Source organism: Porifericola rhodea, from assembly GCF_030506305.1.
Taxonomy (GTDB): Bacteria; Bacteroidota; Bacteroidia; order Cytophagales; family Cyclobacteriaceae; genus Catalinimonas; species Catalinimonas rhodea.
Genome location: NZ_CP119421.1, coordinates 2,690,604 through 2,717,377, shown reverse-complemented (window position 1 = coordinate 2,717,377; position 26,774 = coordinate 2,690,604). Strand labels below are relative to the sequence as shown.

The following is a 26,774-nucleotide window of genomic DNA, read 5'->3' as shown; positions in this document are numbered from 1 at the left end:
ATTGACCCGCATACTCTCTTGATGATACTGGGCTACGAGCATCTGACTTAGACATAGGAGTAACGTTAGGAAAAAAAACTGCTTTTTCCGGTAGACAGGCAGATACTTTGCATACGTGCCCGTCCCTGCTCCTCTTCTATGTTTGCCTGGCATTAAGTTTATTCCTGCCGTATAATCACTTTCTGTTTAGCAATATCTAGTTCGTACTCCAATTCCATAGGCAGACAAATCATTTGCAGGGCACTTTTCAAATCCTGATTACTAAACTGTCCGCTATATTTTCTGTCGCTTATATCTGTTTGCAATACAACTTTTAGCTCGTATTGACGCTCCAGTTCCTGAAGTACTTCCTGTAGCGATACATCTTCATAAATAAAGTTACCGCTTTTCCAATCCACAGCTTCTTCCGGATTTATGGTAAGCGTACTCACCTGGTTCTGATAAATCTGCACCCCCTGCCCCGGACTAAGCATGGCGGCCTCATTGCCTTTTGCATCGGAAACCCTCACTTTTCCGGTGAGGCAGGCTACTTCCAACTTCTGATCGCGAGCATATACATTAAAGCTGGTACCCAGCACCTCTACTGTTCCTTGCGTACTGATTACCTGAAAGCGGCTACCTTTTTCTACTTCAAAAAAGGCTTCACCCTGTAGGTAAAGTTTACGCTCCTGCTGCCACTCATCCTCCTCAAAACGAATTTCGGAACCGGCGTTCAGGCTTACTACCGAATGATCGGGCAGGGTGTACGACATCTGCTGACCAAACTCTGCCCGCACTACTTCGCTGGTATCACGAAGTAGTAAGAATGATATGATAATTATGGATAACATAGCTGCTGCTGCAAATTTCCAGATTTTACGCTGCCAGAAAGCTGGTTTAAGCTGATACTCAGGAGCTTCGTCCATACCATCAGAAATCTGAGCCCAGATCGCTTCTATCTGCTTACTTTCGAGCTCACGCTCTTTGGATTTCATCAACCTGATGATAGCTTTTGCTTTCTGCGCCTCTTCTCTTTTCTCGGGATGAGCCATCAGCCAGAACTCCCAGAATTTCCGGTCTGCCGCATCGCCAACCTGAACCCATCGGATAAAGTCAGTATCCTGAGCAAAGTCTTCAGCTTGATATGTATTGTATTTATTTTCTGCTTGCATGAGATACGCGGCTTTAAACAGATAAGACAAGAAGTGGAACTTTGTAATCAAAAAAACATATATTTTTTCCGCACACCATCATAACTATCTGATTATCAGATTATAAAATTTAAAATCAAACTAATAAGCAGCGCCTTAAGAGAATGGATATGCTGCTTAAGGGCTTTAAGTGTTTGGTATACCAGGTTGCGTGCAGCCTGATAACTGATGTGCATTACTTCAGCAATTTCCTCGTACGAAAGGTGCTGAAAATATTTGAGGTATACTACTTCGCGCTGGCGTTTGCTCAACTGCAAGATGGCAGAATTTAATGTTGATTGCTGACTGCTGTTTTGCTCTTCTGCAATAAGCTCATCCTCAATATTAAGAACCAACTCAAAATTATAGCGATCTTCTTCCAGAGGGGAATCTTCAGGGGCGTGCCTGGCAAGTTTGCGGATAATTCGCCTACGGAGTGCCCCCAACAAATACCTTTTGATAGAATCGGTGCTACCCAGTGTATTTTTCTTTTGCCACAGATCAATAAACAGGTCTTGTATACAGTCCTCTACCAGGGGCGCATTACTGGTAAACCGGCTTCCGTATTTATAGAGCACTTTAATATGAGCTCTGAAAATCTGCTCAAATACCTCCCGGTCTCCTGCTTTAAAGGCTTCCCATTTTTGTTCATCTGACATGATACCTAGCTATCTAATTAGAATTCTTCTCTTAAGCTTTCGCGCCAATGTTTGACCCTGCCTGGCACTAAAGGTTTAACCTGCTGTTACGATTTATGAATGTAGCAAATGCTACTCCAAGTTTAGACAGCCTACATTCATCAAAATTCAAATATTTATACGTTTTATAAAAAAATATCAATACTGATTAAACCTTTTGGCCAGATTGTTTTCTAACTCACGTACCAAACCTTTAATACGATGAAGAAACAAAGAAAATATTTACAGCCTATATTTACTTTATTTGCCATTGCTGCTCTATTGTTTATTACTGAAAATGCAGAAGCCCAAAGGAGATCAAGTGTACGCAGACATACTGTGGTAAAGAAAGCACCAAAAGTTTCTGTAAAGGTAAATTACAATAATGTTAATTATCGGGTGCACAATCATGTGTACTACAAACCCGTAAATGGTAGATATATTGTGGTAAGCCCTCCTGTGGGAATAAGAGTAAAAGTACTACCAGCCAAAGCCCGTAGAGTAGTGGTAAAAAAGCATGTTTACTATTATTATGAAGGTAGTTTTTATTCACCAGAAGCTGAGGAGTATGTAGTAGTACAACCTCCAGTAGGCGCCTTGGTAGAGCAATTACCTGAAGAGTACGAACATATTGAAATAGATGGTCAGCATTACTATATAGCTGATGGTGTGCAGTATAAAGCCATACTTAATGAGCAGGAAGTCTGGTACGAGGTGATAAAAGTGAGTAAAGAAGCTTACTCCTGATAGGCTGGTAACAAGAAAGCCACTCATCAAACAACGGGTGGCTTAATCATAATCAATTAATCAACTTTGCTATAAAATTTTGAGTAAACAGCTTTTGAATATACAAAATGGAAAAGTATTAAAGCCAGGCACAATTTGCATAGCTTTAATACCACAAATTTAAGCGTTTATCTTTTAACGATAACCGTTGTTTGTCGGGTCAGACTCCAGCAAAGCAGGATTTAGACGTAGCTCCTCTACCGGAATAGGAAGCAATACATGATGTGGCTGAATATTAGCTGCCGGATTGTAGATTCTATATTCGGTCTCTTTAACTACATCCAGCAAAATTCCCCAACGAATCAGGTCCAGGCGGCGGTGGCCTTCTCCTCCTAGTTCCCACCTACGCTCATCGTAAATGGCCTCTCTAAACTGCTCCTGCGATAAGCCTGATAGCGGCTGAGCAGGCATATAAGCTCTTTCTCTTACCCTGTTAATGTACTGGTAGGCAGTTCCCGGACCATTAAGCTCATTTTCTGCTTCTGCGGCCATCAGGTAAACATCTGCCAGCCGAAAGATGATTTTGTTATCCCCATGGTTACCTCGGGGTGAGTTGATCTGATCCAGGTTCCACATTTTAGGCATGTAGGGAAAGTTTAGCTCATAGCCCAAATAAGATTCTACAATATTGGATGACCTTCTTAAATCATCTTCAGGAAACTCATTTACAAAATCGGGCAGAGGAATAGCCAGACCGTAACCGGTAAAGCCTTCACTTCTATCGCTCAGCGCGCTACTTAGGGCTGGTCTTTCATCACTGTTTTTAGGCTCATCTCTGATGCGTGGAGTAAAATGGTCAGGCCAGTCATCCTGATTAATGTCTTTGACAAAGTCTATTGCCCAGATTACTTCCTCATTATATTCATTGTCTGGAGCAAAAACATCTGCATAATTATCTAATAGCTGGTGGGGTGAGTTGTCAATAATCTCAACTGCTTTATCGCGTGCCGCCTGCCAGTTTTGCTGTATCAGGTATATTTTTACCATTACAGTAGCAGCTGTCCATTTGCTCACCCTACCTAGTTCGCTATCGTTGTAGGAGGAGGGTAACAGATCCTGAGCAGTTTGCAAATCTGCCAGTATATCAGTTCTTATCTGGTTTACATCGGTACGCCCTAATGCTCTGATTTCCTCAATAGGTATATCATCAGTAAAGTAGGGCACGTCGCCCCACAAATTGGTCAGGTGATAGTAGGCATAGGCTCTCAGGAACAGAGCCTCCCCTTTAAACTGGCTAGCGCTCTCCTCCGGTATGTTGTCATTACCCTCTATGTTTACCAAAATAATATTGGCATTCTGGATAATCCTGTACAAATCCTGCCAGGTAATAGGGGCACCACCGCCTTGAGAAATATCGCCTATACTCCCCTCGTTAAGCGTATAATTTTGAATGGCCTCTACCTGACCAAATTCACGGTTTGGACCAATCACATCTGCCCCATTCTCGTAGAATCTATCCAAGCCTATTTTTGAGTGTAGGGCATTACTCTTGTAGATGTTGTACAGTCCGTTAATAGCAGATTGTACTTCTGAGGCAGAATTGAAAAAGTTGGAAGGTGATACGATATGTCGTGGCTCTTCTTCCAGAAAGTCCTCACAAGCAGATAGTGGAAACACCATCCAAAATACCAGGAGTAGTTTATATATTATGTTTTTCATTGCTATTCTGAATTAATAGTTTTTTTAGATCATATCGGGGATTACAGCACTGCTTTAACACCAATAGAAAGAATTCTTGAGCTGGGATACTCTCCACTAGAAAAGCCCTGAGCAATATTGTCCCGGTTAAACATGCTGGTCTCAGGGTCTTTCAGCCGGAAGTCTGAAAGTACAAAGAGGTTACTTCCTGTAAAGTACACGCTAATATCTTTAAAGGTATTTACCCCCCACTGATCTAAAGGCAGTTTATATGTTAACTTCAGGCTTTTAAGACGAATATGAGAGCCGTCTTCTATCATTTCTGAATTGTTTTTGATTTCTGACAGAGCAGCTACCGCTCCTGCACGAGGAATATTTGAATCCGGGTTGTCTGGCGTCCAGCGGTTCAGGGTTTCGGCATATTTGGTTCTTTCGGCCCTGCCAAAGAAGGCTGTCTGGGTAAGGCTGTTAAACACTTCATTTCCTGAAGTGCCCTGAAAGAAGAAGTCCAGACTGAAGTTTTTATAAGAAATAGCGTTTTGCAAACCGTAGATAAAATCCGGCTGAGGGCTACCCAGTACTATAAAGTCATCTTCGGTAATTTGCTGGTCACCATTAGTATCGCCAAAACGAGGACCTCCAACATCCTGCCCAACCTGTCCTGAGGCGTCAATCTCTTCCTGCGACTTCCATGTTCCCAGGTACTCAACTCCTACAAATACGGGAGCAGTCTCTCCTACGATGAGGCGACCACCCGGGCCACCCTGCCCGGTAGCAGAAGGGTCTACGATATCTATCAGGTCTACACCTCCCAGATCCAGCACTTTATTTCTGTTGCCAGAAAGAGTGAGCATACTAGACCAGCGCCAATCGTTTTTAGAAATGTTTACGCTATTTAAGATCAGTTCCAGGCCGGTATTTTTCATCTCGCCCAGGTTTTGCAGTCGGCTGACAAAGCCTGTCTGGCGAGGTATCTGCACATTAAGCAAGAGGTCTTTGGTAGTTTTGCTGTAATAGTCCAGCTCAAAAGACAAACGACCTTCAAAAAAGCCAGCTTCCAGTCCGATATCAAACTGGCGGGTAGTTTCCCAGCGAAGTTCATCATTGGCAGGGCGCCCCAGGCTTACGCCTGCCTGCTCCGAGCCGTTAAAGGAGGTATTGGCATTATCCAGTAAAGCCAGGGTACGGAAAGACTCTATCGCCTGGCTACCAGACAAGCCATAACTTGCTCTTAGCTTAAGTTGGTCAAATAGGCCTAACTCCTGAATAAAAGGCTCATCGGATAACCTCCAGGCCAGGGCCGCAGAAGGAAAGAAGCCATACCGGTTCTCTGTGGCAAATCTTGAAGAACCATCTACCCTACCCACAAAGGTGAAGAGGTATTTACTATTGAGGATGTAGTTTGCTCTGGCAAGCCAGGATACCAGTTGAAAAGCATCATAACCGGAGCCTACCACATTACGATTGGGGTTGGAGCCAAATGCTAAGTTATTGAAACCGGTAACATCATTAGAAAGCTGAAAAGCCTGAGAGACACCGCTTTCCTGCTCAAACTTCTGCAAAGTAAAACCGCCTAAAAGGTTTAGCTCATGCTTTTCTCCAATAAGTTTGCGATAGCTTACCGTATTTTCGTTGAGATAACCTATGCCTGAGCGAGTATCTATGCGCGCATCGCCACCATCATTGATTACAAAATTCTGAGGCAGTGCGCCTGGGTTAAAACGGTTGCGCTTAAAACTATTTAGCTCCGGACTAAAGGTAGAGCGTATTACCAGATCTTTTACTGGCTCTACCTCCAGATACATATTGCCCAGCAGATTAGTGACCAGGCTGTGATCATCTCGTAGCATCACATCTGCCACCGGGTTTGTCTGGATAGAAGCCGAAACGGGGTTCTCGGTAGTAAACCTGCCCTCAGCGTCGTAGACAGCTCTTGTAGAGAGGTGGTCCCTGAAGATCTGAGGAATGTTTGTTTTGTTATTTTCCCTTTTGAGGCGAGATACATTGAGCCTGAATCCGGCACGCACATGGTCAGAAAGCTCATAATCCATATTAGCCCTAAAGATGTATTTTTTGATACCCGAGTTTTTAACAATCCCCTCCTGATTAAAATAATTACCCGATACATAATAGTTGATCTTCTGATCCTGAGACGTACCAGAGACCGAGACATCTACATTATTGATAGGCGCACTGTGAGTAACTTCATCTATCCAGTTAACATCAGGCACCGCATTCAGGTCGGGAAAAGGCAAGGCAGCGCTTCTGAATTCGGCATCTTCATTAGCATATTCTGCATGCTGCTGTCCGGTCAGGAAGTCTACCGTTTCTATCATGGTCTGGCTACCGGAGTACATATTAAAAGTAACCTGAGGCTTACCGGCTTTTATGCCCTGTCCATTTTTTGTGGTTAACAAAATTACACCATTTGCTCCACGCGTACCATAGATAGATACTGCAGTGGCATCTTTGAGTATTTCTATTGACTTAATATCGTTGGTGTTGATATTGTTGAGGTCAAAATTCTGCCCTACGATAATACCATCTATTACCCACAGGGGTTCGTTATTACCCTGAATAGAATTACCTCCTCGTATACGGATAGAGGTTGCCGCTCCGGGCTCACCACTTACCTGCGTCACCTGCACACCGGGAGCACGACCCTGTAAAATCTGGTCTACCCTTGCGCTAGGCACATTCTCCAGACTTTCGCCTTCTACCTGGCTCACTGAGCCTGTCAGGTCTTTCTTCTGTTGCGTACCATAACCTACCACTACTACCTCTGAGAGTGACTGTATGTCGGGAGAAAGACTTACGTCAATTACTGTTCTTCCGTTAATCTCTACCTCTTCGGAGACATAGCCGATAGAAGAAAAAATTAAGGCGCTTACCTCATCGCCTACTGTAATCCGGTATTTACCTTCAATATCTGTGACTGTGCCCTGACCCGTGCCCTGCACCAGTATATTCACTCCCGGTAGTACCTCACCTGACTCCATATCAGTAACAGTACCGGAGATGGTCTGCTGCAAAATGCTCAGCTTAGAAGAATACAGAGTAGTGGGCTTAAGCTCTTTTAGCTTTAGGAGACTAAATTCTCCAGTCTTCTCCTCCTCTTTGGGTAAAGGGTGAACCATAGGCTCACGATAGATAATATAGTAACCATTCTGGAGCTTTTTAGATTTGAGTTGTAAGGGTTCCAGTACTGTTTTGATCTTGTCATCCAGTGCTTCGTTTTGCTCCGCCAGCTTCATAATCTCATCGGTAATCATCTTCTTTTCTATCAACCTGGTATCGTAGCTAAAGTAGACCTTAAACTGTTTTTCCAGATCGCTTAGAACGGCTCTGAGCGAGTATTCTTTATCCTCCTGAAGAGGATTATTAACCCCATGTGCCGGAAGCAGATGAGGCGTGCGAGAGAGCGATGCCAGCCCTTGTGCTGCCACCTCCTGACCCAAGGACAGTAGGCACATCAGGCATAGCCATGTAAAAAAATACTGTAAAATCCTGTTCATATCATTTTGTTTTAGGTTGTTATAAAGATTGCGACGCTGAGGTCAGTTATTATTTCTGTTGATGAAAAATGAGCGTATTACCCTCTTTGCTAATTTTGAGGTGGTAAATGCCAGAGAGGGCTTCCAGCAGCACATCTATATTGTTAGATGGCACTGTGCCTCTAAAAGTAAAGTTCTGCATTTCTTCATCCTCAAAAATGACCTGTACTCCGTAGTTGTCCTCCAGAGTTTGAGCTACTATTTTGAGGGGCTGATCGTCAAAAATAAGCTGGTGTTTACGCCAGGAGAGATACTTTTCTGCTTCTACCTGCTGGTGCTCCAATCGGTTTTGAGTATAGACTACTCGTTCTCCCGGTTTCATGGTGATGGCCTGCTGAGTAGTTTGCCTGCCCGCTTTTAATTGTACTTTGCCCTCGCTGAGTACTACCTCTGTTTCGTCATGACGAGCATGCACATTAAACTGCGTGCCTAATACTTCAATCATCACCTCCTGGGTCTCCACAATAAACTTACGGGCGACCCTAGCCTGGGCAGCAGTAGGCACAGAATCTTTGACTACTTTGAAAAAGGCTTCACCACTCAGCTTTACTTTTCTGTCTGACTGTGCGTGCCAATCGGCATCAAACTGAAGGCTGGAGTTAGCATTTAGGGTTACTACGGAACCATCTGGAAGAACAAGCTCCTGAATTTCGCCATATCCAGTATGGTAGCTTAATGTATCCTCTGTGCTAATTACAGTAAAATAGAGAAGGATGCTGGTGAGTAACAGGATAGAAAAGGATGCCGCCCACTGCCAGTAAGCGAAAGTGATGATACGCTCTTTCGGCTGAGCATTTGCTTTTGGTTTAGGCGCCACGATTTTATGCATAAGCCTTGCCTTAAGGGCAGATACCTGCTCCTGAGAAACTTCGGCCTGAGCAAATGATAACGAAAGCAAAAGCTCCCTGGCTTCTTCCACCTCGTCCTTTTTGTCTAGATGCTCCTCTAGCCAGTTTTGCCAGAAGTCCTCATGCGAAGCAGGTTGTTCAAACACCCAGGCCTGAAAGTACTCGTCCAGAACAAAGTCACGAGCTGTATAGCGGCTATAATCCATAGTATTAGGTTGTTGCTATACAGGAAAAGCAGCTACACCGAAAAGTTCACGGCTTTATCTACAAGAAAATTAATATTTACGCTGCTATTAAAGAATGAACACTTTCATTAATAAGATTACAACTAACTCTCCTAAACATTACATTTATGACAACATGGTAGCTACTAAAGCAGGCCACCAAAGGGGGAAAAGTATATCTTGCTGGGGTTTAAGCTCTTTATAAAGGCTGGCTATAGCCTGGGAGGCGAGATTATAGACCGTACGCTTATTGATGTCCATGACTTCGGCAATTTCGTCGTAGGTAAAGCGATTGTAAAATTTAAGGTAGATGACCTCTTTTTGCCGTTTGCTCAGATGAGCCAGTGCAAGGTTCAGCTGTTTAATTTGCACCTGATTAAGCTGGTTCAGGATAATACGGTCTTCATGAGAGAAACAGATAGGGTCGGGCTGCAAATCTCTCTGAGCCCACATTTTACTCTCGTTGAGCTGACGTATAATTCTCCGCCTCAGTCCTTTAAACAGGTAAAACTTTATACTATCGGTATCGCTAAGACGCTCTTTCTTCTCCCATACTTCGGCAAAAAGGTCCTGGATGCAATCTTCTACCAGCTCCCGATCAGGAGTAAATTTATGTCCGTAGCTGTAGAGCAAAAGTATGTGTTGATCAAAAATCTGGCTTAAAGCTTCCTGCTCTCCATTTTTCAGGCGTTTCCATAGGCGGGCATCACAGTATTTGTTAGCAGCTAAAGACATAGGTTTGGGAGATACGGAACAAGCTCAGGCTTTAATTTTATGAATATGTTAAAACCTAAGCTTGTTTTCAAGTAAAATTTAAAGAAGCCTCTATTGTCAGGGCAGAAGCCTACTTTATTTTTTACTTCTTTCTATTCCTGTTCCAGTTTTTCTACCAGCCTGCGGGCAGCTCTTACATCATATGCTCGGTCTTCTTTATCATCGGGCAACAGGGCTTTTACATCGTTTAGAGCAGGTTTCGCATCCTGGTTTAGCGTTTCCAGTACGTTGATTGCCTGCACTCTCGCCATTTCATTATCTGCTTTCAGTGCTTTTTTCAGAGTTTGCACCGCCAGCTGTTTTTCATTTAGATGATAAAGCGCTTCAGCAGCGGCTATCTGTACAGCTACTGCTTCGTCCTGCGTTAACTTTTTGAGGTCCGCCGTAAGGCTGCCTGCCTCTTCCTGATGAATGGTACAGGCTGTAGCCGCCCAGTAACGTACAATAGGGTCCTGTGATGAGAGACTCTTCTGTATACCGTCCATATCTTTGTGGGTAATCATCTTTACCGTTTTCATGATCTTTTTTAGCGGATAGTTACGGCTGTTACCAAACTCATAGAGTGTTGTAGTTTTGTTTAGGGCTTCCATCATAGCCTCAGGTACAAAGCCAATATCTTTGATCTCCAACATCCAATCCTGATTTGCCTTACGCATTCTTTCCAATACAGCAGTATATTGAGGGTCTGTAGCGAGGTTGTTAACATTATGAGGGTCTGCGGCTACATCGTACAATTCTTCTAAAGGTTTAGCGCCGAAAAACTTAGCCTGCACCTCATTCAGTTCATTAGCATAAAAAGCCTTCTCCCACGAACGCATGGAAGGAGCCCTCCACAAATATTCTATGTATTGCGCATAAATTTTATGGGGTAGATAGTTACGAATGTATCGGTACTGCTTATCGCGTACTGAACGCACCATATCTATGCGCTCATCCATACGGCCCCTAAAGCTATACGCATACGCTCTTTCATCGCCTTCCTGTTTACCTAAGAAGGCCTGCCCTTGCATATAGCCAGGAATTTTTACGCCTGCCAGGCTCAATACAGTAGGGGCAAAATCCACAAAAGTTACCAGCCTATCGGTACGGCTACCGGCCTGTCCCGGAGCCAGGTGCTTGTATTTTTCAGGAAAACGGATAACCAAAGGAATATGTAAACCTGATTCATACATAAACCGCTTACTCCGGCCTATAACCCCTCCATGATCGCTATAGTAAAATACAATAGTATTTTCCGCCAGCCCGGCTTCGTCCAGTTCTTGCAAAATTTCACCCACTATGCTGTCCATCGTCTGCACTTTATCATAGTACTGCGCCCAGTCGTATTTCATCTCAGGAGTACGAGGATGATACGGAGGAATAGACACTTTTTCCGGGTCATGGTTAAGCTTCTCAAGCTTGGTATGTACCGAGCTTTCATGAGATACATTTATATTAAAAACTGAGAAGAAAGGCTGCCCTTCTGCCCTGTTTTTGTAGCTCGCCGTATTACTAGATTCATCCCAGGCTTCGGGTTGGTCGGTAGTATTGTAGTCTTTTTTAGAATTGTTACTGGTATAATAACCGGCCTCTTTCAGATACTTGGGAAAAAACTGTATCATCTCCGGAATCCGATAAGTACTACGCATATGTTGGGTACCCATAGCATTGGGGTACATACCTGTAATTAGCGTAGAGCGAGAAGGTGCGCAAACCGGGGCGGTAGCAAAAGCATTTTCGTACAGTACTCCCTCTTTGGCTAGCTGGTCAATATTTGGAGTAGTAGCGAATGAATCGCCATAAGCGCCAATTAGCGGGCTATTGTCTTCGCTTACAATCCAGAGGATATTTGGCTGCTCCTGCTGTGCCCTTCCCGAAAAGCTAACGCTTAAGAAAAGTAGCACTAGCAGTGCATTAATGTTAAGTTTTTGCATGGCTTTAGGTTGTTAGTATTTATAGGATAGAAGCGTAAAATGAGTTTTTTTTAGTTCTGAGGCTTCTGCCAGGGCACCTGCCCTCCTTTTTGTATATGCTGCATCAGTAATTTGTTCAGTTCTTTGTATTTCTCCGGCTGCGCTTCCATCAGGTTATTTTCTTCTAAAGGGTCTTCTTCCAGGTTGTAGAGCTCGTAAGCTTCATAAGGGCTGTTTTGCAGAAGCTTCCAATCTCCTAAGCGTACGGCATATATGCTCTGCCCACCATAATGCGTTCCCCCTTCGCGACGAGTAAAGTATAAGGGACGCTCCTCTTCTTTCTGACTGCCTTCTACCAGCTCTGTGTAGAAGCTTCTTCCTTCTATTGCATCTTTCGGCTGTAAACCGGCTACCTGCAATAGGGTTGGGTACAAATCCATAGAAAGGTAACGCTGATCTGATATACTACCTTTTTCTATTTTTCCGGGCCAGCTAATAGCAGTAGGTACTTTGAGCCCACCTTCGTACATGCTTTGTTTTCCATCTCTCAGAGGCCCGTTATTGGCCTTGCTGGGCAAGTGTCCGCCATTGTCGCTGGAGAAGATAATAAGGGTATTCTCATACTGCCCACTCTCTTTCAGTGCCTGAATTACCCTACCTATTCCATCATCCATATGCTCTATAAAAGCGACCAGCTTAGCACGAGTTTCGTCGATTCCTATTTCGCGCTGTTTCACTTTATCCAGCCACTCCTGAGGTGGCTGTACAGGAAAGTGGGGCGCATTATAGGCCAGATAAAGAAAAAAGGGCCGCTTATCATCTGCCTGGCTCTTAATGTAATCTACAGACCAGTCAGAAAAAAGATCGGTAGCGTGACCTTCAGGGTCAATCTGCTGTCCGTTGAGTCGCATATAATTGATATCGTGGCGGCGGTGATTCCAGTAATCGTCCATCATATCACCCAGCCAACCATGAAAGTAGTCAAAGCCACGCTCAACAGGCGTGTTTGGAGACTCCAGACCCAGGTGCCATTTTCCGATAAGTGCTGTATGGTAGCCTGCCATTTTTAGCTGCTCGGGCAAGAGAGTCGCCTTTGGATCCAAATAACCCCAGCTATTATCGGCATGTGTACGGATAACACCCGGCACCCCTACATAATCCTGATAGCGACCGGTAAGCAGAGCAGCTCGTGTGGGAGAACATACCGGGCAATTGGCATAAAAATTATCAAAGCGCATCCCTTCTGCTACTATCCGATCAATATTAGGTGTTTGCAGATCTTCTGTTCCGTAGTACGACACATCATGATAGCCCTGATCGTCTGTAAATATGAGCAGTATATTAGGGAGTTCCTGAGTTTTTTGTTGAGTTTCGGAGGCACCAAAAGGGAGCAGGACCACCGTCAGGGTAAAAATCAAAGAGCTTATCCAGGGGTGAAGCATGATACTTATTTAAATGTATTTTTAGTTGAAAATTGATCTGTTTAAAGAAATAAAATATTCTTAAGTCTGAACATAGCCCTCTAACAATATCTACAACCTCAAACGATGTTTACTAAGATAGCTGCTCTTGATAATAGGTATTTGATTAAAAGCTTAATTTTCCTCAGTCGCATATACCGGACTGGCTTTCTCCTGATTTGTACACATATCGTGAGCTAAAAGCAAGACAGCGTATAGCATGAGAGTAACTCCGCTCATTTCAAAAAACTCTTCAAAAATTACTTCTATCATATACAAAGTCGTGTTAGGAGATTCTCGCAAAAACATATAGCTGGCTATTTCTAAGCCTACTGCCCCAGTTACAAACACTGCTACACCTACCAGACCCATCTGCACTGCATAACGATAGTTTTCCCACATTTTTTTGAGATGAGGAATCGCTAACCACAATGCAGGAACTGCTATTAACGTATAACTGCCTATCCAGGCTCCATGATTGCCACGAAACATCATCCAGTCAAAAGAAAACCTTTTTGCTAGTATGGTCACCTTTTCATGAATTGCTACCCCTTCGTCTAACGAAAGGAAAAGAAAGACGGCCCCTCCTACTACAAAGAACGACGTGGGTATTGGTATGCTTTTTTCCTGAACAGACAATAAGAACAATAACAAGCTGATTACAAATAATTGCATAGAAGAGAACCAGGCAGGTATAGATAAGTCTCCATCTAAATCAAACATTTTGCGCAGCAACTTAAGCGACAGTACAGAGTCTGTCATATGTGTTAAAACATAAGCCACAACCAATACTGCTTCTATTGCAATTAACACAAAAAGCAAGCGCTTAGCTGCCTGAACAGAGTAGCTAACAGTGAATTTCATAATGTGACGGTTAGTCTGTTACGAGAGCTAAATTAACACTCAAGCATAGTCATTGTTTCTGGTATACCCCAGGACCATTAGTAATCTATTACCATTCTTAAGCCTTAAGCCAGACGGTATAATCCTGCCGGTCTAACTTAAGGGCTACTACAAAGGTAACAATCAGACTTTTACTCTCGCTCTGCCAGCTGATCTTTACCTTTGACTAAGGTAGACTGATGCTCTTTTACCAATTGGTTGATTTCTTCAATCACTTCCGGATGCTCAGCTGCTATGTCAAACTGCTCGGAGGGATCGTGACCCAGATGGTATAGTATAGGGGTTTCGTGTACCTCTTTACCTCCAAACATGCCATATTCTCCCTGAGTGATGTAATGAAGCTTGTACTCACCCAAGCGCGCAGCATACACCTCTGGCCCTCGGTAATACAAAATATGCTTTCTGGGGCTTTCTTCTCCTTTGAGTAAAGTAGGGCTAAGGTCTACACCATCCATAAGACGATCGTTAGGCATAGCTACCTGAGCCATAGCGCTGAAGGTTGTAAATAAATCCATAGTAGAGCCCAGGTCGCTTACTACTGCTGGCGTTACCCTGGAGGGAGACCAGAAGATGGTAGGCACTCTCATGCCACCTTCCCAGGTGGTACCTTTTCCGGCTCTCAACAAACCCGCGCTTCCGCCATGTGTTTTAAATGGCAACCAGGGCCCGTTATCAGAAGTGAAGACAACAATGGTGTTTTCCGCCAGCCCTTCTTCTTCTAACACTTTTATAACTTCACCTACTCCGTAATCAATCTCTTCAATCACATCGCCATAGAGTCCACGCTTGCTCTTGCCTTTAAAATCTTTTGAAGCAAAAAGAGGAATGTGCGGAAGGTTATGCGCCAGATAAACAAAGAAGGGTTCGCTCTTGTGCTCTTTGATAAATTTTACGGTTTCTTCCGTATACCTTTTGGTGATAGTAGTCTGATCGGCAGGCCGCTCAACTATTTCTGTATCACGCATGAGTGGTACATTGTAATCCTGAAAAGGAATATCATCGCCATCTGCCCAATAATCCTTTTTAACGGCCTTGTCCATATCGTTAGAGTACGGAATACCATAGTAATAATCGAAGCCCTGCGAGGTAGGCAGAAATTCCGGTTTATGCCCCAGATGCCATTTACCAATGGCGGCCGTAGCGTAGCCTGCCTGCTTCAACTGCTCCGCCAGGGTAATCTCTTCAGTAGGCAGCCCGTTTACTGAATTGGGAAATAGCACTCTACTTTTGTTGCTACACATGCCGTTGCGAACGGGCAAGCGCCCCGTAAGTAAAGCGGCCCGGCTAGGTGTACACACGCTGGCCGCCACATAAAAGTTTGTCCACTTTTGCCCCTCAGTGGCCATTCTATCCAGATTAGGAGTCTGTATGCTAGGATGCCCAAAAGTACCCAGATCACCATACCCCAGGTCATCAGCGAATATGATTACAAAGTTGGGAGGCGGAGATTTATCGTTTTGAGCGGATGCTAATAAGCAGCAAAACATGAGAAAGGTGAGCAAAGCTAAACTTCTGGCTTTTGTTACCAGCTGATAGGTTGTCATGAGTAATCGTGTTGTTGTTGTGTAGTATTTTCTAAACAGCTATGAAGATGCGAGTTTTTGCCCGAATTATAAAGCAGCCCCACATTTTAATCTGTAAAAGTGGGGCTAACCCTGTGTCTATGCTTAGTTCTGCTCTGCCATGGCCCAGTCTGGCTTCGGAAAGTCACGCATAGGACTATAGCGCTTGTAGGTATCAAACACCTCTTTGTCAGGGCCTACAATACGAGGATCTTCCGTAGCTTCCAGCTCTTGCATCATTACTGTATGCAGCTGATCTTTAATGCCCACAAACTCAGGGTCATTAGCCAGGTTTTGCAAGCAGGAGGGATCGCGCTCAATGTTAAACATCTCAAACTCAGGGCGCTTGCCTACTGCCAGCTCAAAATATTTCCCATACTGCTCATCATCATGATGCTCTACGATAAACGATTTGGTAGGGCAGTCATCAATATCAGTAAATGCCCATTCCGAATGATGTACCCCCGCAGAGTCTATACCATACATAGGGTATACTGCTCCGCTGGAGTCTGGGACCAAGCGCTGAGGAGCTCCCGCAGGCCAGCGCTCCGGCTTCATGTTCCAGATGTACAGATAAGGACCTCTGCGTACCAGCCTCTGAGGGTAGCCCGCATTTGCAAAACGAGAAGAAGAATGCCTTTCTCTACCTGCCATCACATAATCTCTGCTCTCTTCTGTCTCTTCGCCATTTTGAAATAGTTGCACTAAACTTCTTCCGCTGATGGGTAGCATACCCTCGGGTTTGGTCTGGCTTAGTTCCAGAAGTGTAGGTGCCAGGTCTATAAAGCTGATGGGCTTCTCAACCACCTTGCCTTGAGGAAAGTTTTTAGGGAAACTGATTGCCATCGGCACATGTACCCCATACTCATACGCATTGGCTTTGGCTCGTGGAAAAGCCATTCCGTTATCTGAGGTTACAATGATAATGGTATTATCCAGCTCGCCCATAGCTTCCAGCTTTTTGATCATACGCATGAGGTGCAGGTCGAACCATTCTATTTCTACAGCATAATCCAGCAAATCGCCTCTTACCACTTCCGTATCTGGCAAGAAATCAGGCACTTCCACATCTTCCAGTGACTTACCTCTTTTTTTCCAGGAGTCTTTCTCAAAACGGCGATGTGGTTCAGATGAGCCATACCAGAAGAAGAAAGGCTCACCCTCTTCGCGTTCTTCCAGAAACTGCTCAAAATTAGCCGCATAGTTCAGGTTACGAATACCGGTAGCAAAACGCTCGTCAGATTCACTACCCTCTTCGTACATAATTTCGTTATACGCTCTCCCTGCGGCATCATCTGCCCTCAAAGGGTCTTCTCCGTACTTAAAAGGACCTACCCCCTTTCCAGTGCGACCGGTATGGTAACCGTTACTGGCCAGCAAATCTACAAAGGGCACATATTTTTTTAACCAGCCTGACGCATGCTGACCTGCCTGCTCATTTTGCCAGTGGTAGCGACCTGTTACAATAGAGCTTCGCGAAGGAGCACAACCAGGTGAGCCAGCATAGCAATTGGTAAAATACAAACCATGTTGGGCTACATAATCAAAAGCAGGCGTTTGCACCCACTCCCTTCCGGCAAAACTGGTATGAAAAAAAGACTGATCATCGCTTATCGCAAAAAGTATATTGGGCCTATCTGGTAGCGTACTGGTAGTTTCTGTAGGTTGACAACTTAAGTAAAATATACATAGCGTAAAAAATAGACATGCATGATAGTACCTAATTCTTTTCATAAATTAATTGTTCAGAATGATGAGGGAATAAGGATAGTACAAATAACCACCAAACACAATAGTCTGGTGGTTTCATTAAAGAATATACTGCTGCAAAGAGCCAGCCTTATTATTCAGCGGTGTATCCCGGATTTTGCTCCAGCATAGCTCCGGTGTTACTTTCTATTTCATCAAATGGAATAGGAAACAGGTTATGGTAGGGCTGAACATCACAGCCATAATTAGTAGCTACCGGATTACCATTGCAGTAGCGGCTGGTGCGGTCATAGAGTAAGCCTAAGCGATTGAGCGTTAACCTCCTCTTTTCTTCCACCCCTAGCTCGCGCATTCTCTCATCAAGAATGTAGTCTATATCAATCTCATCAGGAGCCACGGGAGTTGCTGCTGCCCGGCCTCTCACTACATTAATATCAGCTGCGGCACTGGCATTATCGCCATTGCCCATATGGGCTTCTGCCCGAAGCAAATATGTTTCTGCCAGCCGAATAAAATACTGATCGGTATAGGTAGTGCCAGCAGTAGATGCATTTAATGTTTGTAGTTCGGCATCTACGAAAAGCTCCTGAGGGTGGTTTCCGGGAGTAAATACTTTTGACTGAAAAGGGTAAAAGCGTCTGATGGTATCTTCGTTGGTCTGACGGAACAACTCCATATGCTCGGAGATCATTTGGCCATACCATTCAGATTCAGGATTATTAAAAGCTATGTCTCTAATAAAATTGTATTTTGAGTTACGCATGTCATTCCAGTCACTGTTCTCCCAAATTCCATAATTTAAGTGATCAGTTCCTCTTAATCTACCAATTCCTCTGCCTGAAGTGTAAGATACTCCCAGAGGCAAAAAAGGTGAGACTCCGGAGGGGTCGGTTACACTAAAAGCATAAGGCCGCGGAGCATGATCTCTTTCCAGTTGAGCTCCGTCTCTACTTCCAGAGAAGATAGCTCCCCCCAACACATCTACCTCCTGCTGAAATACCCATATGCCCTCGGTATTACCTGAGCTTCGGTTCTGGTTATTTCTTCTAAATAAGTCCCAATACACATCGCCAGGCTCGTTTTGCCTGGATCCAAAGCGCTCCGTCATCAGAGCAGTGTTAGGGTCATCAATAACTACAGTAGCGGCAGCAATAGCATCTGTCCACCTTTCCATAGCCACGTATGTTTCTGCTAGCAGGTGATAAGCTGCCAGGTCTGATATCTGCCCATCTTCTACTTCGGCAATGCCGGGTAAATTCTGCGCAGCAAATTCCAGGTCAGTTGCTGCCTGCTCGTACACCTCTTCCCTGGAAGCTCTCTGATAATCTGTTTTGGGAGAACTGACAGCCTCCAGCTCAATAGGTACACCGCCATACAAATACCCCAGATTACGATAAGCAAGGCCTCTGAAAAGCCTGGCATCAGCTTCTATTTTTATTTTTTGCTCATCTGTTAGTTCAGACTCCTCTATACGGTCCAGAATTATATTGGCAGAAGATATGATCTTGTAATACTGGTTCCAGTGAAACTCTGCCTGTACTGAAGAAGGAGTAAGTGTGGCAAGATAACTACCAAACCTCTGGTTCAGCTGCTGTGCACCATTATAGCCTATATCGGTGCCATACAAATAATCCAAAGGACGATGTTCCTCGGCAGAAAGCATCACCCGAAGTTTATCGTACAAAGCATAAACCGAAGAGTTAAAGTCTCCTATAGTTTTAAAGGAGTTTTCCGGACTGGCAAAGTCAAGAGGCGTTTCTTTTAGGATTTTATCCTCATTACAAGCAGAAACAATGAATGCAAGCGAAAGAAACAGTATGTATGGTGTTTTATGTGAATTCATGGTGGTAAATTTTTGATTAAAAGCTCATGTCAAGTCCAACTGAAAAGCCCTGCAAAACTGGCCTGCCATTGGTTTCAAAGCCACTTCCGGTTTCGGGGTCCCAGCCTTCCCATTCGGTCCAGGTAAACAGATTTTTTCCGCTCACAAACACTTTAAGGTTGTTGATTCCGATATTCTTTACCAATGTATTGTTCAAACGATAAGCTATGGTTACATCCTGCAACCTTACAAAACTACGGTCACCATAATAGATGTAGTCAAAAGAGGGTTCCTGATCTAATCTACGATAGCGGGCGTTAGGATTAGCCGGTGTCCAGTAGTCATAGCCATTCCACATATTATTTCTTTTGATATTATCAGCACTGCCAAAACCATCCAGCATATTTCTTCCTCTGTAAGCGTTTTTACCCCCCTGCACAGAGTTAATAAAAAACCTGAAAGTGAAGTCTTTGTAACTGAACTCATTGAGTATACCAAAACTGTAGGCAGGTTCTTCTCTACCCAGAATTACTCTATCGTTAGGGTCAATAAAATTATCATTGTTCTGATCTATGATGCGGTGGGTACCTACAAAAAAGCCTTCCGGTACTTCTTCTCCTAATTGTATGATTCCACCTGACTCATAGTCAAAAATAGAATTGATAGACTCACCAATAAAAAGATTACTTGCCTGTAAGTCATCTTCCTGCCCATCTCCGTCAGCATCTAAACCTACCAGAGATACTATTTCGTTGCGATTTGCCGCCAGATTAAAATTTACGTTCCATGCAAAATCACCACTTTTTACCAACTGACTATTTAGAGCTAACTCTATACCCCGATTGGCCACCTCACCTACATTAGATGTAATTTGCTCAAATCCAGTTATTTCCGGTATAGAAACATCAAATATCAGATCGTTGGTAGTGGTACGGTAATAATCTATACTACCTCCAAGACGATTGCTTAATACCGAGAAATCTAAGCCAAAGTTAAAACCGGTAGTGGTCTCCCAACTAAGGTTGGGGTTTGCCAGATTCTTTACCTCCTGCCCAAAAAGGGTGGACCCGCCATCGCCAAATACGTATGCCGCATAGGTGTCCAGTACTGCCTGAGAGGCGTAACGATCTACCAGATTACCATTTGTACCATATGAGCCTCTGATTTTCAGATTGTTGAGCCACATTTTGTCCATAAACTTTTCTTCGCTAATAACCCAGCCTACTCCCAATGACGGAAAGAGGGCTGTTTTTTCATTTTTGGCAAAGCCTGAAAAACCATCACGGCGCACAGTAGCAGTGATGAGGTATTTGTAATCAAACTCATAGTTGAGCCTGGCCATCTGGTACAAATAGCTTTCGTCCCAGGCTTCAGATTCAATATTCTGTATAGCGGCCAGACTAAGGTCATTATAGCTCAGCCTTAAATTGTTGTAATTTGAACCTGTAGCTAGCGTAGACTCATAGCTTCTTTCTCTTTGTCCGGCTACCAGGGTTAGATCTACGCTGTGCTTTTCTGTCCATGTTTTCTTGTAATTTATAATATGATCCAGCGTCCAGTCATACCATGTTTCATTCTTTTTGAAAGCTCCGCCGGATGCGCCATTATCATACCTGTTGCTGCTGTAGTTTCTATCCCAGGCATAGTTGTTTCCAAAGTTGAGCCGGTAGTTAAGCCCTTCTACAAAGGGCACATTAATATCTGCATAAAAGTTACCAAACAAACTGTTTCGCTTATCAAAGTCGTCTGCACTGGCTACCAGAAAAGGGTTAGGCAGGTTAGAACCGTTCGGATTCAATACATACTCTCCATTTTCATCGCTTGCCTTTACTAGGGGAGTCATTCTGGCTAGATTTGCCAAGCCCGGAGAGGAGCCCGAGTAATCAGAAAAAGAGCCAAAAGTCTGCGCACCAATTTTAAACCAGTCCAGCACCTGATTTTCTAAATTGATTCGTGTAGTTATTCTTTCAAACTCATCATTGATGATGTATCCTTTTTGTTTGGTATAACCACCTGACAGGTAATACGATACATCTCCACTGCTACCCCTAACACTCAAATTATGGGCATTAATATAGCCAGGGTCAGTTGCATTGTCCCACCAATCATAATCAGTTCCATTATCGTAGCCAGCTCTCAGCTCAGGGTCTCCTACTATATCTGCATACGACCAGTCAGGCTTGAGTTCGGTAAATTCTGGCTCCTGATACGAAGCTTCCCAATCCACATCAAAAGACTTTTGCAAAAACTCTTCCCGATTCATTAAGCTTAGCGTATTACTGGGGTTTTGTGTAGTAAAAGAACCTGTATAATTAAATACAGGCTTAGCAGATTTGTTGCCACCCTTGGTAGTAATGAGCATTACTCCATTTGCTGCCTGCGCTCCATAAATAGCCATGCTGCTAGGGTCTTTAAGCACATCTACCGACTCTATATCGTTAGGATTAAGATCGTTCAAACTACCGGTATAGATGATTCCATCCACTACCAGCAAAACATTTTGGTTGCCATTGATGGTAGACCTTCCTCGTACAGAAATGGTAGGGTCTTCTCCGGCGGCATCTACCTGGCTAACATTAAGCCCCGGAACCGTACCTTGCAACGATTGTGCGATGCCTACATTGGGCGACTCTCTGAACGATTCAATATCAGCTCTTACTACTGAGCCAGTAAGGTCAGACTTTTCCTGTGTACCATAGCCTACTACTACTATTTCTGACAGGGATTGTACATCTGGCATCAGGGTTATATCTATAATACTACGCCCACTAACCTCTACCTCTTCTGACTGATAACCAATGGAGGAAAACACCAGAACGCTCACCGCATCTTCAAGTGTAAGCCGGTATCTCCCTTCTATATCAGTTACTGTTCCTGTGGTGGTTCCTTTGGCTAGTACATTTACCCCTGGTAAAGCCTCTCCCGACTCCCCATCTGTTACTCTACCACTAATCACCTGCTCCAACATACGATTGTAAACCCCTGATGTCCAGTGGTTTACTGAGCCGACTAGTACTGAGGGGCTACCCTGCTCTCCTTCTTCCTTCTTTTCAGGAAACTTATTGAGCTTCTGTAGCTTCTGCCCCTTACTACTGGGATATATAGCATACGAAGCATCTTCAAACTGTTGAAAATCTAAGCCCAAAGGAGAGAGTAAAGCTTCTAGTGTACTTTCAATATCTGCCTGGGCTTCTATTTCCTTTAATATTTTTACAGATACTTTTTTGTTGCTTACTATGTCCGCATCATAGTTAAACTCGGTACTAAATTTTTCAGCGAGTTGTGCCAGCACCGAAGACAGTTCCTGGCTACGTCCCTGATAGGGAAGATTGTGCGTAACTGTTTTGCTGGATGCCAGCAATTGGGCATGTACTTCTACGCTCCAGAGAGAGGGCAAGATCAGCCCTGCCAGCAAAAAGCCACGCCAGTAGGATAAGTAGTGTTTCATAGGTTGTTGTAATTTGTAGTTGTTTATTTCTGTACGAGTAGTTTTTATATTGCCTACTAGACAAATGCAGGTAAAAAGCTTTGCTTCTATTGCTCCACAATAATTATTTCATTTCCTTTTCTTATAAAATTAAGCTTATACACCACGGACATTTTGTCTAGTAGAATTTGAATATTATCTGCCGGAGCAGCACCAGTAAACTCTTTCTTAAGCAGGAAGGCGGATGGGATGGTTACCTTAAAACCATAGTTGTCTTCCAGCATTTGAATGATATCGCTAACGGGAGTATGTTCAAAAATAAGTTTGTTCTCTTTCCAGGAGGTATACAAGGAAGTGTTAACCACACTTTTCTCTACCTTTTGCTTTTCCTTATCTACTTCCACCAAATCCCCGGGTTTCATCATAATCTCTTTCTCCGGATGGGCAGCCTCCTGTTCTAGTTTTAGTTTGACGCTACCAGAGCTCAACACAACTTTAGTTTCCTGACGGCGGGTATGTACATTAAAAGAAGTTCCGAGTACTTCTACATCTAAATCATCAGTATGTACTATAAACTTAAGAGGGCTCCCCTCTTTTGTGTTTACCTTCTCTACTTCAAAGTATGCCTCTCCATTCAGATTTACTACTCGTTCAGCGTATTTGCTCCATTCGGCTTCGCTAAAACTAAGGGAAGAGTTGGCATTCAGCGTAACAATTGACTCGTCCGGTAGTATTATGGTTTGGGTCTCTCCGTAGGCAGTAGTATACTCTGTTAGTTCAGAAGATTGATACTTAAACAGATAAACTCCAGCGAGAAGGATAAAGCCGGCGAGTGTGGCAGCAACTGCTCTCCAGAGCTTCGGGCGAACTTCCCGGGTAGGCACAGTATAAGTAGAAGGCTCTTCTTCCAAACTGTGCAGGCTCTCTGATGTAGAACTCGCAAGTGCAGCATCTATTTGCTTTTTAATCGTATGCTTGGTAGTGGCAGAGCGCGCTTGTACCTGAAAGTTTAAACTTTCCGCAATACCGATAGCTTCTTTCATTGCTTTTTCAGCATCAGGATGCTGTAGCAGAAACTTTTGCCAGTACACCTCATGCGCTGGAGTAGATGTCTTTACCCATTGCAGAAAATATTCATTAAGAAGAAAGTCTTTCGCACTATACTTTTTATCTGCCATAGCCTGATGTCTTATGCCGTTTATTAAGCAAAGACATCAGGTTCAGATTTTACACTAAACTTTTCAGAATTATTTTAACAAATACAGTATTACAAACAAAATACCATATTTTTTATAAATATCACATCAATACAACTCGTTTATTGACAAAAGCAAAAGCTGAAAATAACTTCTAATGTTAGTATGACTGTAAATTTTCCAGATAAGTTGTAAGGATCAGTATAATTAAGGTAGGAGTTATTTCATTTGACAGGCCTTTCTTCTTGAAGTCACCTCTCAGGGAATCTATCGTACGACCAATCAGATTGTATACCGACCTGACTTCTATTTCCATCACTGAAGCCACCTCCTGAAACGATAAGTTATTGTAGAACTTCAGGTAAATAGCTTCTCTTTGTCTGTCTGTTAGCTTAGCCAGGGCAATTGCGAGTACTCTCTTACGCTCCAGCTCTTCTTCTGAAACAGGCATAACGCTTACTGTATCTGCAAGTCTTAAAACGAAGTCTGCACTTAGCGAGGAAGCGGGCATATTTTTTCCTTCTTGAGTCATTTGGCGTATAAGCCTGCGACGTAAGCTACGAAAAAGGTAAAACTTGATAGAATCTGTACCTCCCAAAAAGGCCCTGCGTGTCCATAAGTAGATAAACAAATCCTGTATTACGTCTTCTACCAGCGCTTTATCCGCACATATTTTATCGCCATAGCCACAGAGAGGATCAAACATACGCTCATAAATAAGATCAAATGCACCTTTCTCTCCTTCTTTAAAGGCTTCCCATAGTTCGGCATCAGGTAGGGCACAATATTGCTCTGCTGTCAGCGGAAAACGCCCGTGCCCGTTTAGTGAAGGCCCATATGCAAGTTCTTTACTTTCCATTCAGCAGTGTATCTGATCTAGTACATAATTAAAGCAATTTCACTGCAATCACAAATCAAATATTTTTCAAATACACATAAATAGCAGATGGGTAAAGCTGTTTTTATCATTTTTTTAATAGCAAAGACTCAACAATGCTAATAAGTAATCAACACCGTTACCTTACAAAGATGAATGCTAAAATACCACGTTCGCAGCTTTAAGACCGCATAATATTTCCTCCCTTTTCATCATCACAACCTAAAAAAAGAGAGGAAAAATGCAGCACTTCACCTCTCTACATAGATACACAGAAATATTTTTACTGATAATATAATTCCGTTTCACCATTATCATAATGCAGTGTCAGTACTTTATAGCTTAAGCCACTCTCATGGCTTGCTGAACTAAGCTCGTACAAAAGTGTAGTACGTCTAAGTAGTAAAGGCTGATCGTAACCTGATGCTGGCCTACAGCTATTATAATATGTATGCTGATGCACCTGAGGCAAAAGGCTAATCGTATTACCTTCTACCACAAAATTGCCTTCCATATACTCTGCCTGATAAAACTGACAGCTATCCTGCTTAGCGAACAGAGCGTAATTACGCACAAAGGTACTATCCGGATGAAATATAAAACCCGTACCTGCCGGTGGGTTCATATGCCACAGATGTTTAGCCCCGGAAAACCATGTTTTTTTGTCCGCATGATAAAAGTCTTTAAGTACTCTAAGCTTTTGCTGAAAGCTCCAGCTATTAAGCCACATACCTTTGAGAGCTTCCGGAATCTGACCACTCAGGCGGTCCAGAATTCTATTGTTGTCACTTTCCAGATGGGCTCCCTTCTCTAAATATAGTGCCTCTTTAACATTATAGCCGACAAAGCTGTGGCTCAGCTTTAAGTAAGCTCGACTTTCACCATCCAGTGCCAGGCCTACCGGATGTGCAACACCCGGCAGTAGCGTGCTACCTGCTCTTGTCAGGTCTATATGCTTAAGCGTATTAAGATTGTTGGAAGATTGAATAAGTATACCTGCCCAATGGCCATGCAACTGATCAGCACTACTAAAAATAATAGGGTCTCGTGCTGTTCCTATCGCAGAAACATACGCCTCCTCTCTTACCCTCAGGCTTTTGTCCTGAGCAAAAGCCAACGATACCCCCGGGGCAATGCTTAAGGCACCATACACATCTATATCACTGCTGACATAATAGTGCATAGCACCGGCAAATTTATGTAGCCTGGCTTCTACCAGTTCTGATACCTGCCCCTCATGTATCTCTACAAATGGCTTGCGGTTCGACTGGTCGAGCTCAGAATTAACATCCAGCTTATCTGCAAGCTCCAGCGGAATACTGATAGGAAGTTCATTTGCAAGAAAGATGCTCTTCTCCAGTTTAAAATCTGCTCCTTTTTCTACATACAAGCCGTACGCATGGCTCTTAGATATTGTACTTTGGCGTAGCTTAACATAGCCAAAGTCATCACCATTGACTCCCAGGTTAGCCCCTACACTTATACCGGGCAGTTCTCCACCGCCGCCATAAGTAATTTGAGTATAAGCCAGCTCATTTTCTGCACTGGGTGAGTTTATCGCAATACCCCTCCAATATCCCTTTTGTTTTTCCTTGCCGGTAAAGTAAATAGAATCATCAGCAGTGCCTATTGCTTTAAGGTAAGCAGAAAGCATTACCTCCATCCCCTGCCCTGCCTCAAAGGCAATCACCACTCCCGGTTCTATACGAAGCCCTGCTTTTACCTGAATAAAACTCGTTATCAGGTAGTCGGGTTTATCCTTCTCAGCAAAAATATTCTTCCACACAGTTTCTTCCTCAATATCTTCACTAATAACGATAGCAGAGTCTCCCTGCACTGGAGAGAGCTTGGCATTTAATTGCAACTCATCTTCGTGTTGGTTTCCCAGCAGATCGTAAACGCTGAGCGAGATGGTGTATACCCCTGCCACATCGGGAGTAATGTTGGCATAAGCAGTTTTTTCGTTGCCAATGACAGCCTTGCTATCTTCAGGCTTATTCTTTAACGACCATAGGTAGGCATGAGGGCTATGTTTACCATATTTAGATGCCGTGCCATCCAATGTCACCAGCTTGTTGACCTCTGTCTCCTGGTCAGGGCCAGCTACCGCTTTCAGCTCATACATAGGCCTGGGTTGCTGGTTTAGTTCCTCATCCTCCTGGCAGCCAATAAGAAAGGTAAGCACCCAGACGAAGGTGCAAAATATAAATAGACGTCTCATTTTTGTAAATAAAATAGGTAGGGTTATGAATAAA

The 26,774-nt window shown here is 43.6% G+C and carries 17 protein-coding genes; 1 reads left to right on the top strand and 16 read right to left on the bottom strand.

Annotated elements, in window-relative coordinates:
- Positions 1-158: 158 nt before the first annotated feature.
- Positions 159-1,151, bottom strand: coding sequence for a FecR family protein (locus PZB74_RS11140; protein ID WP_302242703.1), 993 nt, complete (start codon positions 1,149-1,151; stop codon positions 159-161).
- Between the two features lie 95 nt (positions 1,152-1,246).
- Complete coding sequence (locus tag PZB74_RS11135) at positions 1,247-1,828, bottom strand: RNA polymerase sigma factor (protein WP_302242702.1); 582 nt, start codon at positions 1,826-1,828, stop codon at positions 1,247-1,249.
- A gap of 240 nt (positions 1,829-2,068) precedes the next feature.
- Here PZB74_RS11135 and PZB74_RS11130 point away from each other — a divergent pair, with 240 nt between their 5' ends.
- Positions 2,069-2,593, top strand: a complete 525-nt coding sequence (locus PZB74_RS11130) for a DUF6515 family protein (RefSeq protein ID WP_302242700.1) — start codon at positions 2,069-2,071, stop codon at positions 2,591-2,593.
- Between the two features lie 174 nt (positions 2,594-2,767).
- Here PZB74_RS11130 and PZB74_RS11125 read toward each other — a convergent pair whose 3' ends face one another.
- The 14 genes from PZB74_RS11125 to PZB74_RS11060 all read right to left on the bottom strand — a co-directional run bounded on the left by PZB74_RS11125 (position 2,768) and on the right by PZB74_RS11060 (position 26,740).
- Positions 2,768-4,291 (bottom strand): RagB/SusD family nutrient uptake outer membrane protein, encoded by a 1,524-nt coding sequence (locus PZB74_RS11125; protein ID WP_302242699.1) that lies wholly within the window; start codon positions 4,289-4,291, stop codon positions 2,768-2,770.
- A gap of 41 nt (positions 4,292-4,332) precedes the next feature.
- The gene (locus PZB74_RS11120) at positions 4,333-7,785 is read right to left on the bottom strand and encodes a SusC/RagA family TonB-linked outer membrane protein (protein WP_302242698.1); all 3,453 of its coding nucleotides are present in this window, start codon (positions 7,783-7,785) and stop codon (positions 4,333-4,335) included.
- Positions 7,786-7,834: 49 nt separating this feature from the next.
- Positions 7,835-8,878, bottom strand: a complete 1,044-nt coding sequence (locus PZB74_RS11115) for a FecR family protein (protein WP_302242697.1) — start codon at positions 8,876-8,878, stop codon at positions 7,835-7,837.
- Positions 8,879-9,022: 144 nt separating this feature from the next.
- Positions 9,023-9,631, bottom strand: coding sequence for an RNA polymerase sigma factor (locus tag PZB74_RS11110; RefSeq protein ID WP_302242696.1), 609 nt, complete (start codon positions 9,629-9,631; stop codon positions 9,023-9,025).
- A gap of 131 nt (positions 9,632-9,762) precedes the next feature.
- Positions 9,763-11,583 carry a sulfatase-like hydrolase/transferase gene (locus PZB74_RS11105; protein WP_302242694.1) on the bottom strand — a complete coding sequence of 607 codons (1,821 nt, stop codon included), beginning with the start codon at positions 11,581-11,583 and terminating at the stop codon, positions 9,763-9,765.
- Positions 11,584-11,633: 50 nt separating this feature from the next.
- On the bottom strand, positions 11,634-13,004 hold the full coding sequence (locus PZB74_RS11100) for a sulfatase family protein (protein WP_302242693.1): 1,371 nt from the start codon (positions 13,002-13,004) through the stop codon (positions 11,634-11,636).
- Positions 13,005-13,157: 153 nt separating this feature from the next.
- Positions 13,158-13,886: a DUF8692 domain-containing protein gene (locus PZB74_RS11095; protein WP_302242692.1), complete on the bottom strand. Its 729-nt coding sequence runs from the start codon at positions 13,884-13,886 to the stop codon at positions 13,158-13,160.
- A 170-nt stretch (positions 13,887-14,056) separates the two neighbouring features.
- Complete coding sequence (locus PZB74_RS11090) at positions 14,057-15,469, bottom strand: sulfatase family protein (protein ID WP_302242690.1); 1,413 nt, start codon at positions 15,467-15,469, stop codon at positions 14,057-14,059.
- A 123-nt stretch (positions 15,470-15,592) separates the two neighbouring features.
- The gene (locus PZB74_RS11085) at positions 15,593-17,221 is read right to left on the bottom strand and encodes a sulfatase family protein (protein WP_302242689.1); all 1,629 of its coding nucleotides are present in this window, start codon (positions 17,219-17,221) and stop codon (positions 15,593-15,595) included.
- Between the two features lie 109 nt (positions 17,222-17,330).
- On the bottom strand, positions 17,331-19,040 hold the full coding sequence (locus PZB74_RS11080; RefSeq protein WP_302242688.1) for a RagB/SusD family nutrient uptake outer membrane protein: 1,710 nt from the start codon (positions 19,038-19,040) through the stop codon (positions 17,331-17,333).
- A 16-nt stretch (positions 19,041-19,056) separates the two neighbouring features.
- Positions 19,057-22,467 carry a SusC/RagA family TonB-linked outer membrane protein gene (locus tag PZB74_RS11075; RefSeq protein WP_302242687.1) on the bottom strand — a complete coding sequence of 1,137 codons (3,411 nt, stop codon included), beginning with the start codon at positions 22,465-22,467 and terminating at the stop codon, positions 19,057-19,059.
- An 86-nt stretch (positions 22,468-22,553) separates the two neighbouring features.
- Positions 22,554-23,624, bottom strand: a complete 1,071-nt coding sequence (locus PZB74_RS11070) for a FecR family protein (protein WP_302242686.1) — start codon at positions 23,622-23,624, stop codon at positions 22,554-22,556.
- A gap of 178 nt (positions 23,625-23,802) precedes the next feature.
- On the bottom strand, positions 23,803-24,501 hold the full coding sequence (locus PZB74_RS11065; protein ID WP_302242684.1) for an RNA polymerase sigma factor: 699 nt from the start codon (positions 24,499-24,501) through the stop codon (positions 23,803-23,805).
- A gap of 301 nt (positions 24,502-24,802) precedes the next feature.
- Positions 24,803-26,740 carry a PKD domain-containing protein gene (locus tag PZB74_RS11060; protein ID WP_302242683.1) on the bottom strand — a complete coding sequence of 646 codons (1,938 nt, stop codon included), beginning with the start codon at positions 26,738-26,740 and terminating at the stop codon, positions 24,803-24,805.
- Between the last annotated feature and the right edge of the window lie 34 nt (positions 26,741-26,774).

What these genes read in the sequence shown, in the direction of transcription:
- PZB74_RS11140 (WP_302242703.1), bottom strand. Translation starts at nt 1,151, where the DNA reads ATGCAAGCAGAAAATAAATACAATACATATCAAGCTGAAGACTTTGCT.
- PZB74_RS11135 (WP_302242702.1), bottom strand. Translation starts at nt 1,828, where the DNA reads ATGTCAGATGAACAAAAATGGGAAGCCTTTAAAGCAGGAGACCGGGAG.
- PZB74_RS11130 (WP_302242700.1), top strand. Translation starts at nt 2,069, where the DNA reads ATGAAGAAACAAAGAAAATATTTACAGCCTATATTTACTTTATTTGCC.
- PZB74_RS11125 (WP_302242699.1), bottom strand. Translation starts at nt 4,291, where the DNA reads ATGAAAAACATAATATATAAACTACTCCTGGTATTTTGGATGGTGTTT.
- PZB74_RS11120 (WP_302242698.1), bottom strand. Translation starts at nt 7,785, where the DNA reads ATGAACAGGATTTTACAGTATTTTTTTACATGGCTATGCCTGATGTGC.
- PZB74_RS11115 (WP_302242697.1), bottom strand. Translation starts at nt 8,878, where the DNA reads ATGGATTATAGCCGCTATACAGCTCGTGACTTTGTTCTGGACGAGTAC.
- PZB74_RS11110 (WP_302242696.1), bottom strand. Translation starts at nt 9,631, where the DNA reads ATGTCTTTAGCTGCTAACAAATACTGTGATGCCCGCCTATGGAAACGC.
- PZB74_RS11105 (WP_302242694.1), bottom strand. Translation starts at nt 11,583, where the DNA reads ATGCAAAAACTTAACATTAATGCACTGCTAGTGCTACTTTTCTTAAGC.
- PZB74_RS11100 (WP_302242693.1), bottom strand. Translation starts at nt 13,004, where the DNA reads ATGCTTCACCCCTGGATAAGCTCTTTGATTTTTACCCTGACGGTGGTC.
- PZB74_RS11095 (WP_302242692.1), bottom strand. Translation starts at nt 13,886, where the DNA reads ATGAAATTCACTGTTAGCTACTCTGTTCAGGCAGCTAAGCGCTTGCTT.
- PZB74_RS11090 (WP_302242690.1), bottom strand. Translation starts at nt 15,469, where the DNA reads ATGACAACCTATCAGCTGGTAACAAAAGCCAGAAGTTTAGCTTTGCTC.
- PZB74_RS11085 (WP_302242689.1), bottom strand. Translation starts at nt 17,221, where the DNA reads ATGAAAAGAATTAGGTACTATCATGCATGTCTATTTTTTACGCTATGT.
- PZB74_RS11080 (WP_302242688.1), bottom strand. Translation starts at nt 19,040, where the DNA reads ATGAATTCACATAAAACACCATACATACTGTTTCTTTCGCTTGCATTC.
- PZB74_RS11075 (WP_302242687.1), bottom strand. Translation starts at nt 22,467, where the DNA reads ATGAAACACTACTTATCCTACTGGCGTGGCTTTTTGCTGGCAGGGCTG.
- PZB74_RS11070 (WP_302242686.1), bottom strand. Translation starts at nt 23,624, where the DNA reads ATGGCAGATAAAAAGTATAGTGCGAAAGACTTTCTTCTTAATGAATAT.
- PZB74_RS11065 (WP_302242684.1), bottom strand. Translation starts at nt 24,501, where the DNA reads ATGGAAAGTAAAGAACTTGCATATGGGCCTTCACTAAACGGGCACGGG.
- PZB74_RS11060 (WP_302242683.1), bottom strand. Translation starts at nt 26,740, where the DNA reads ATGAGACGTCTATTTATATTTTGCACCTTCGTCTGGGTGCTTACCTTT.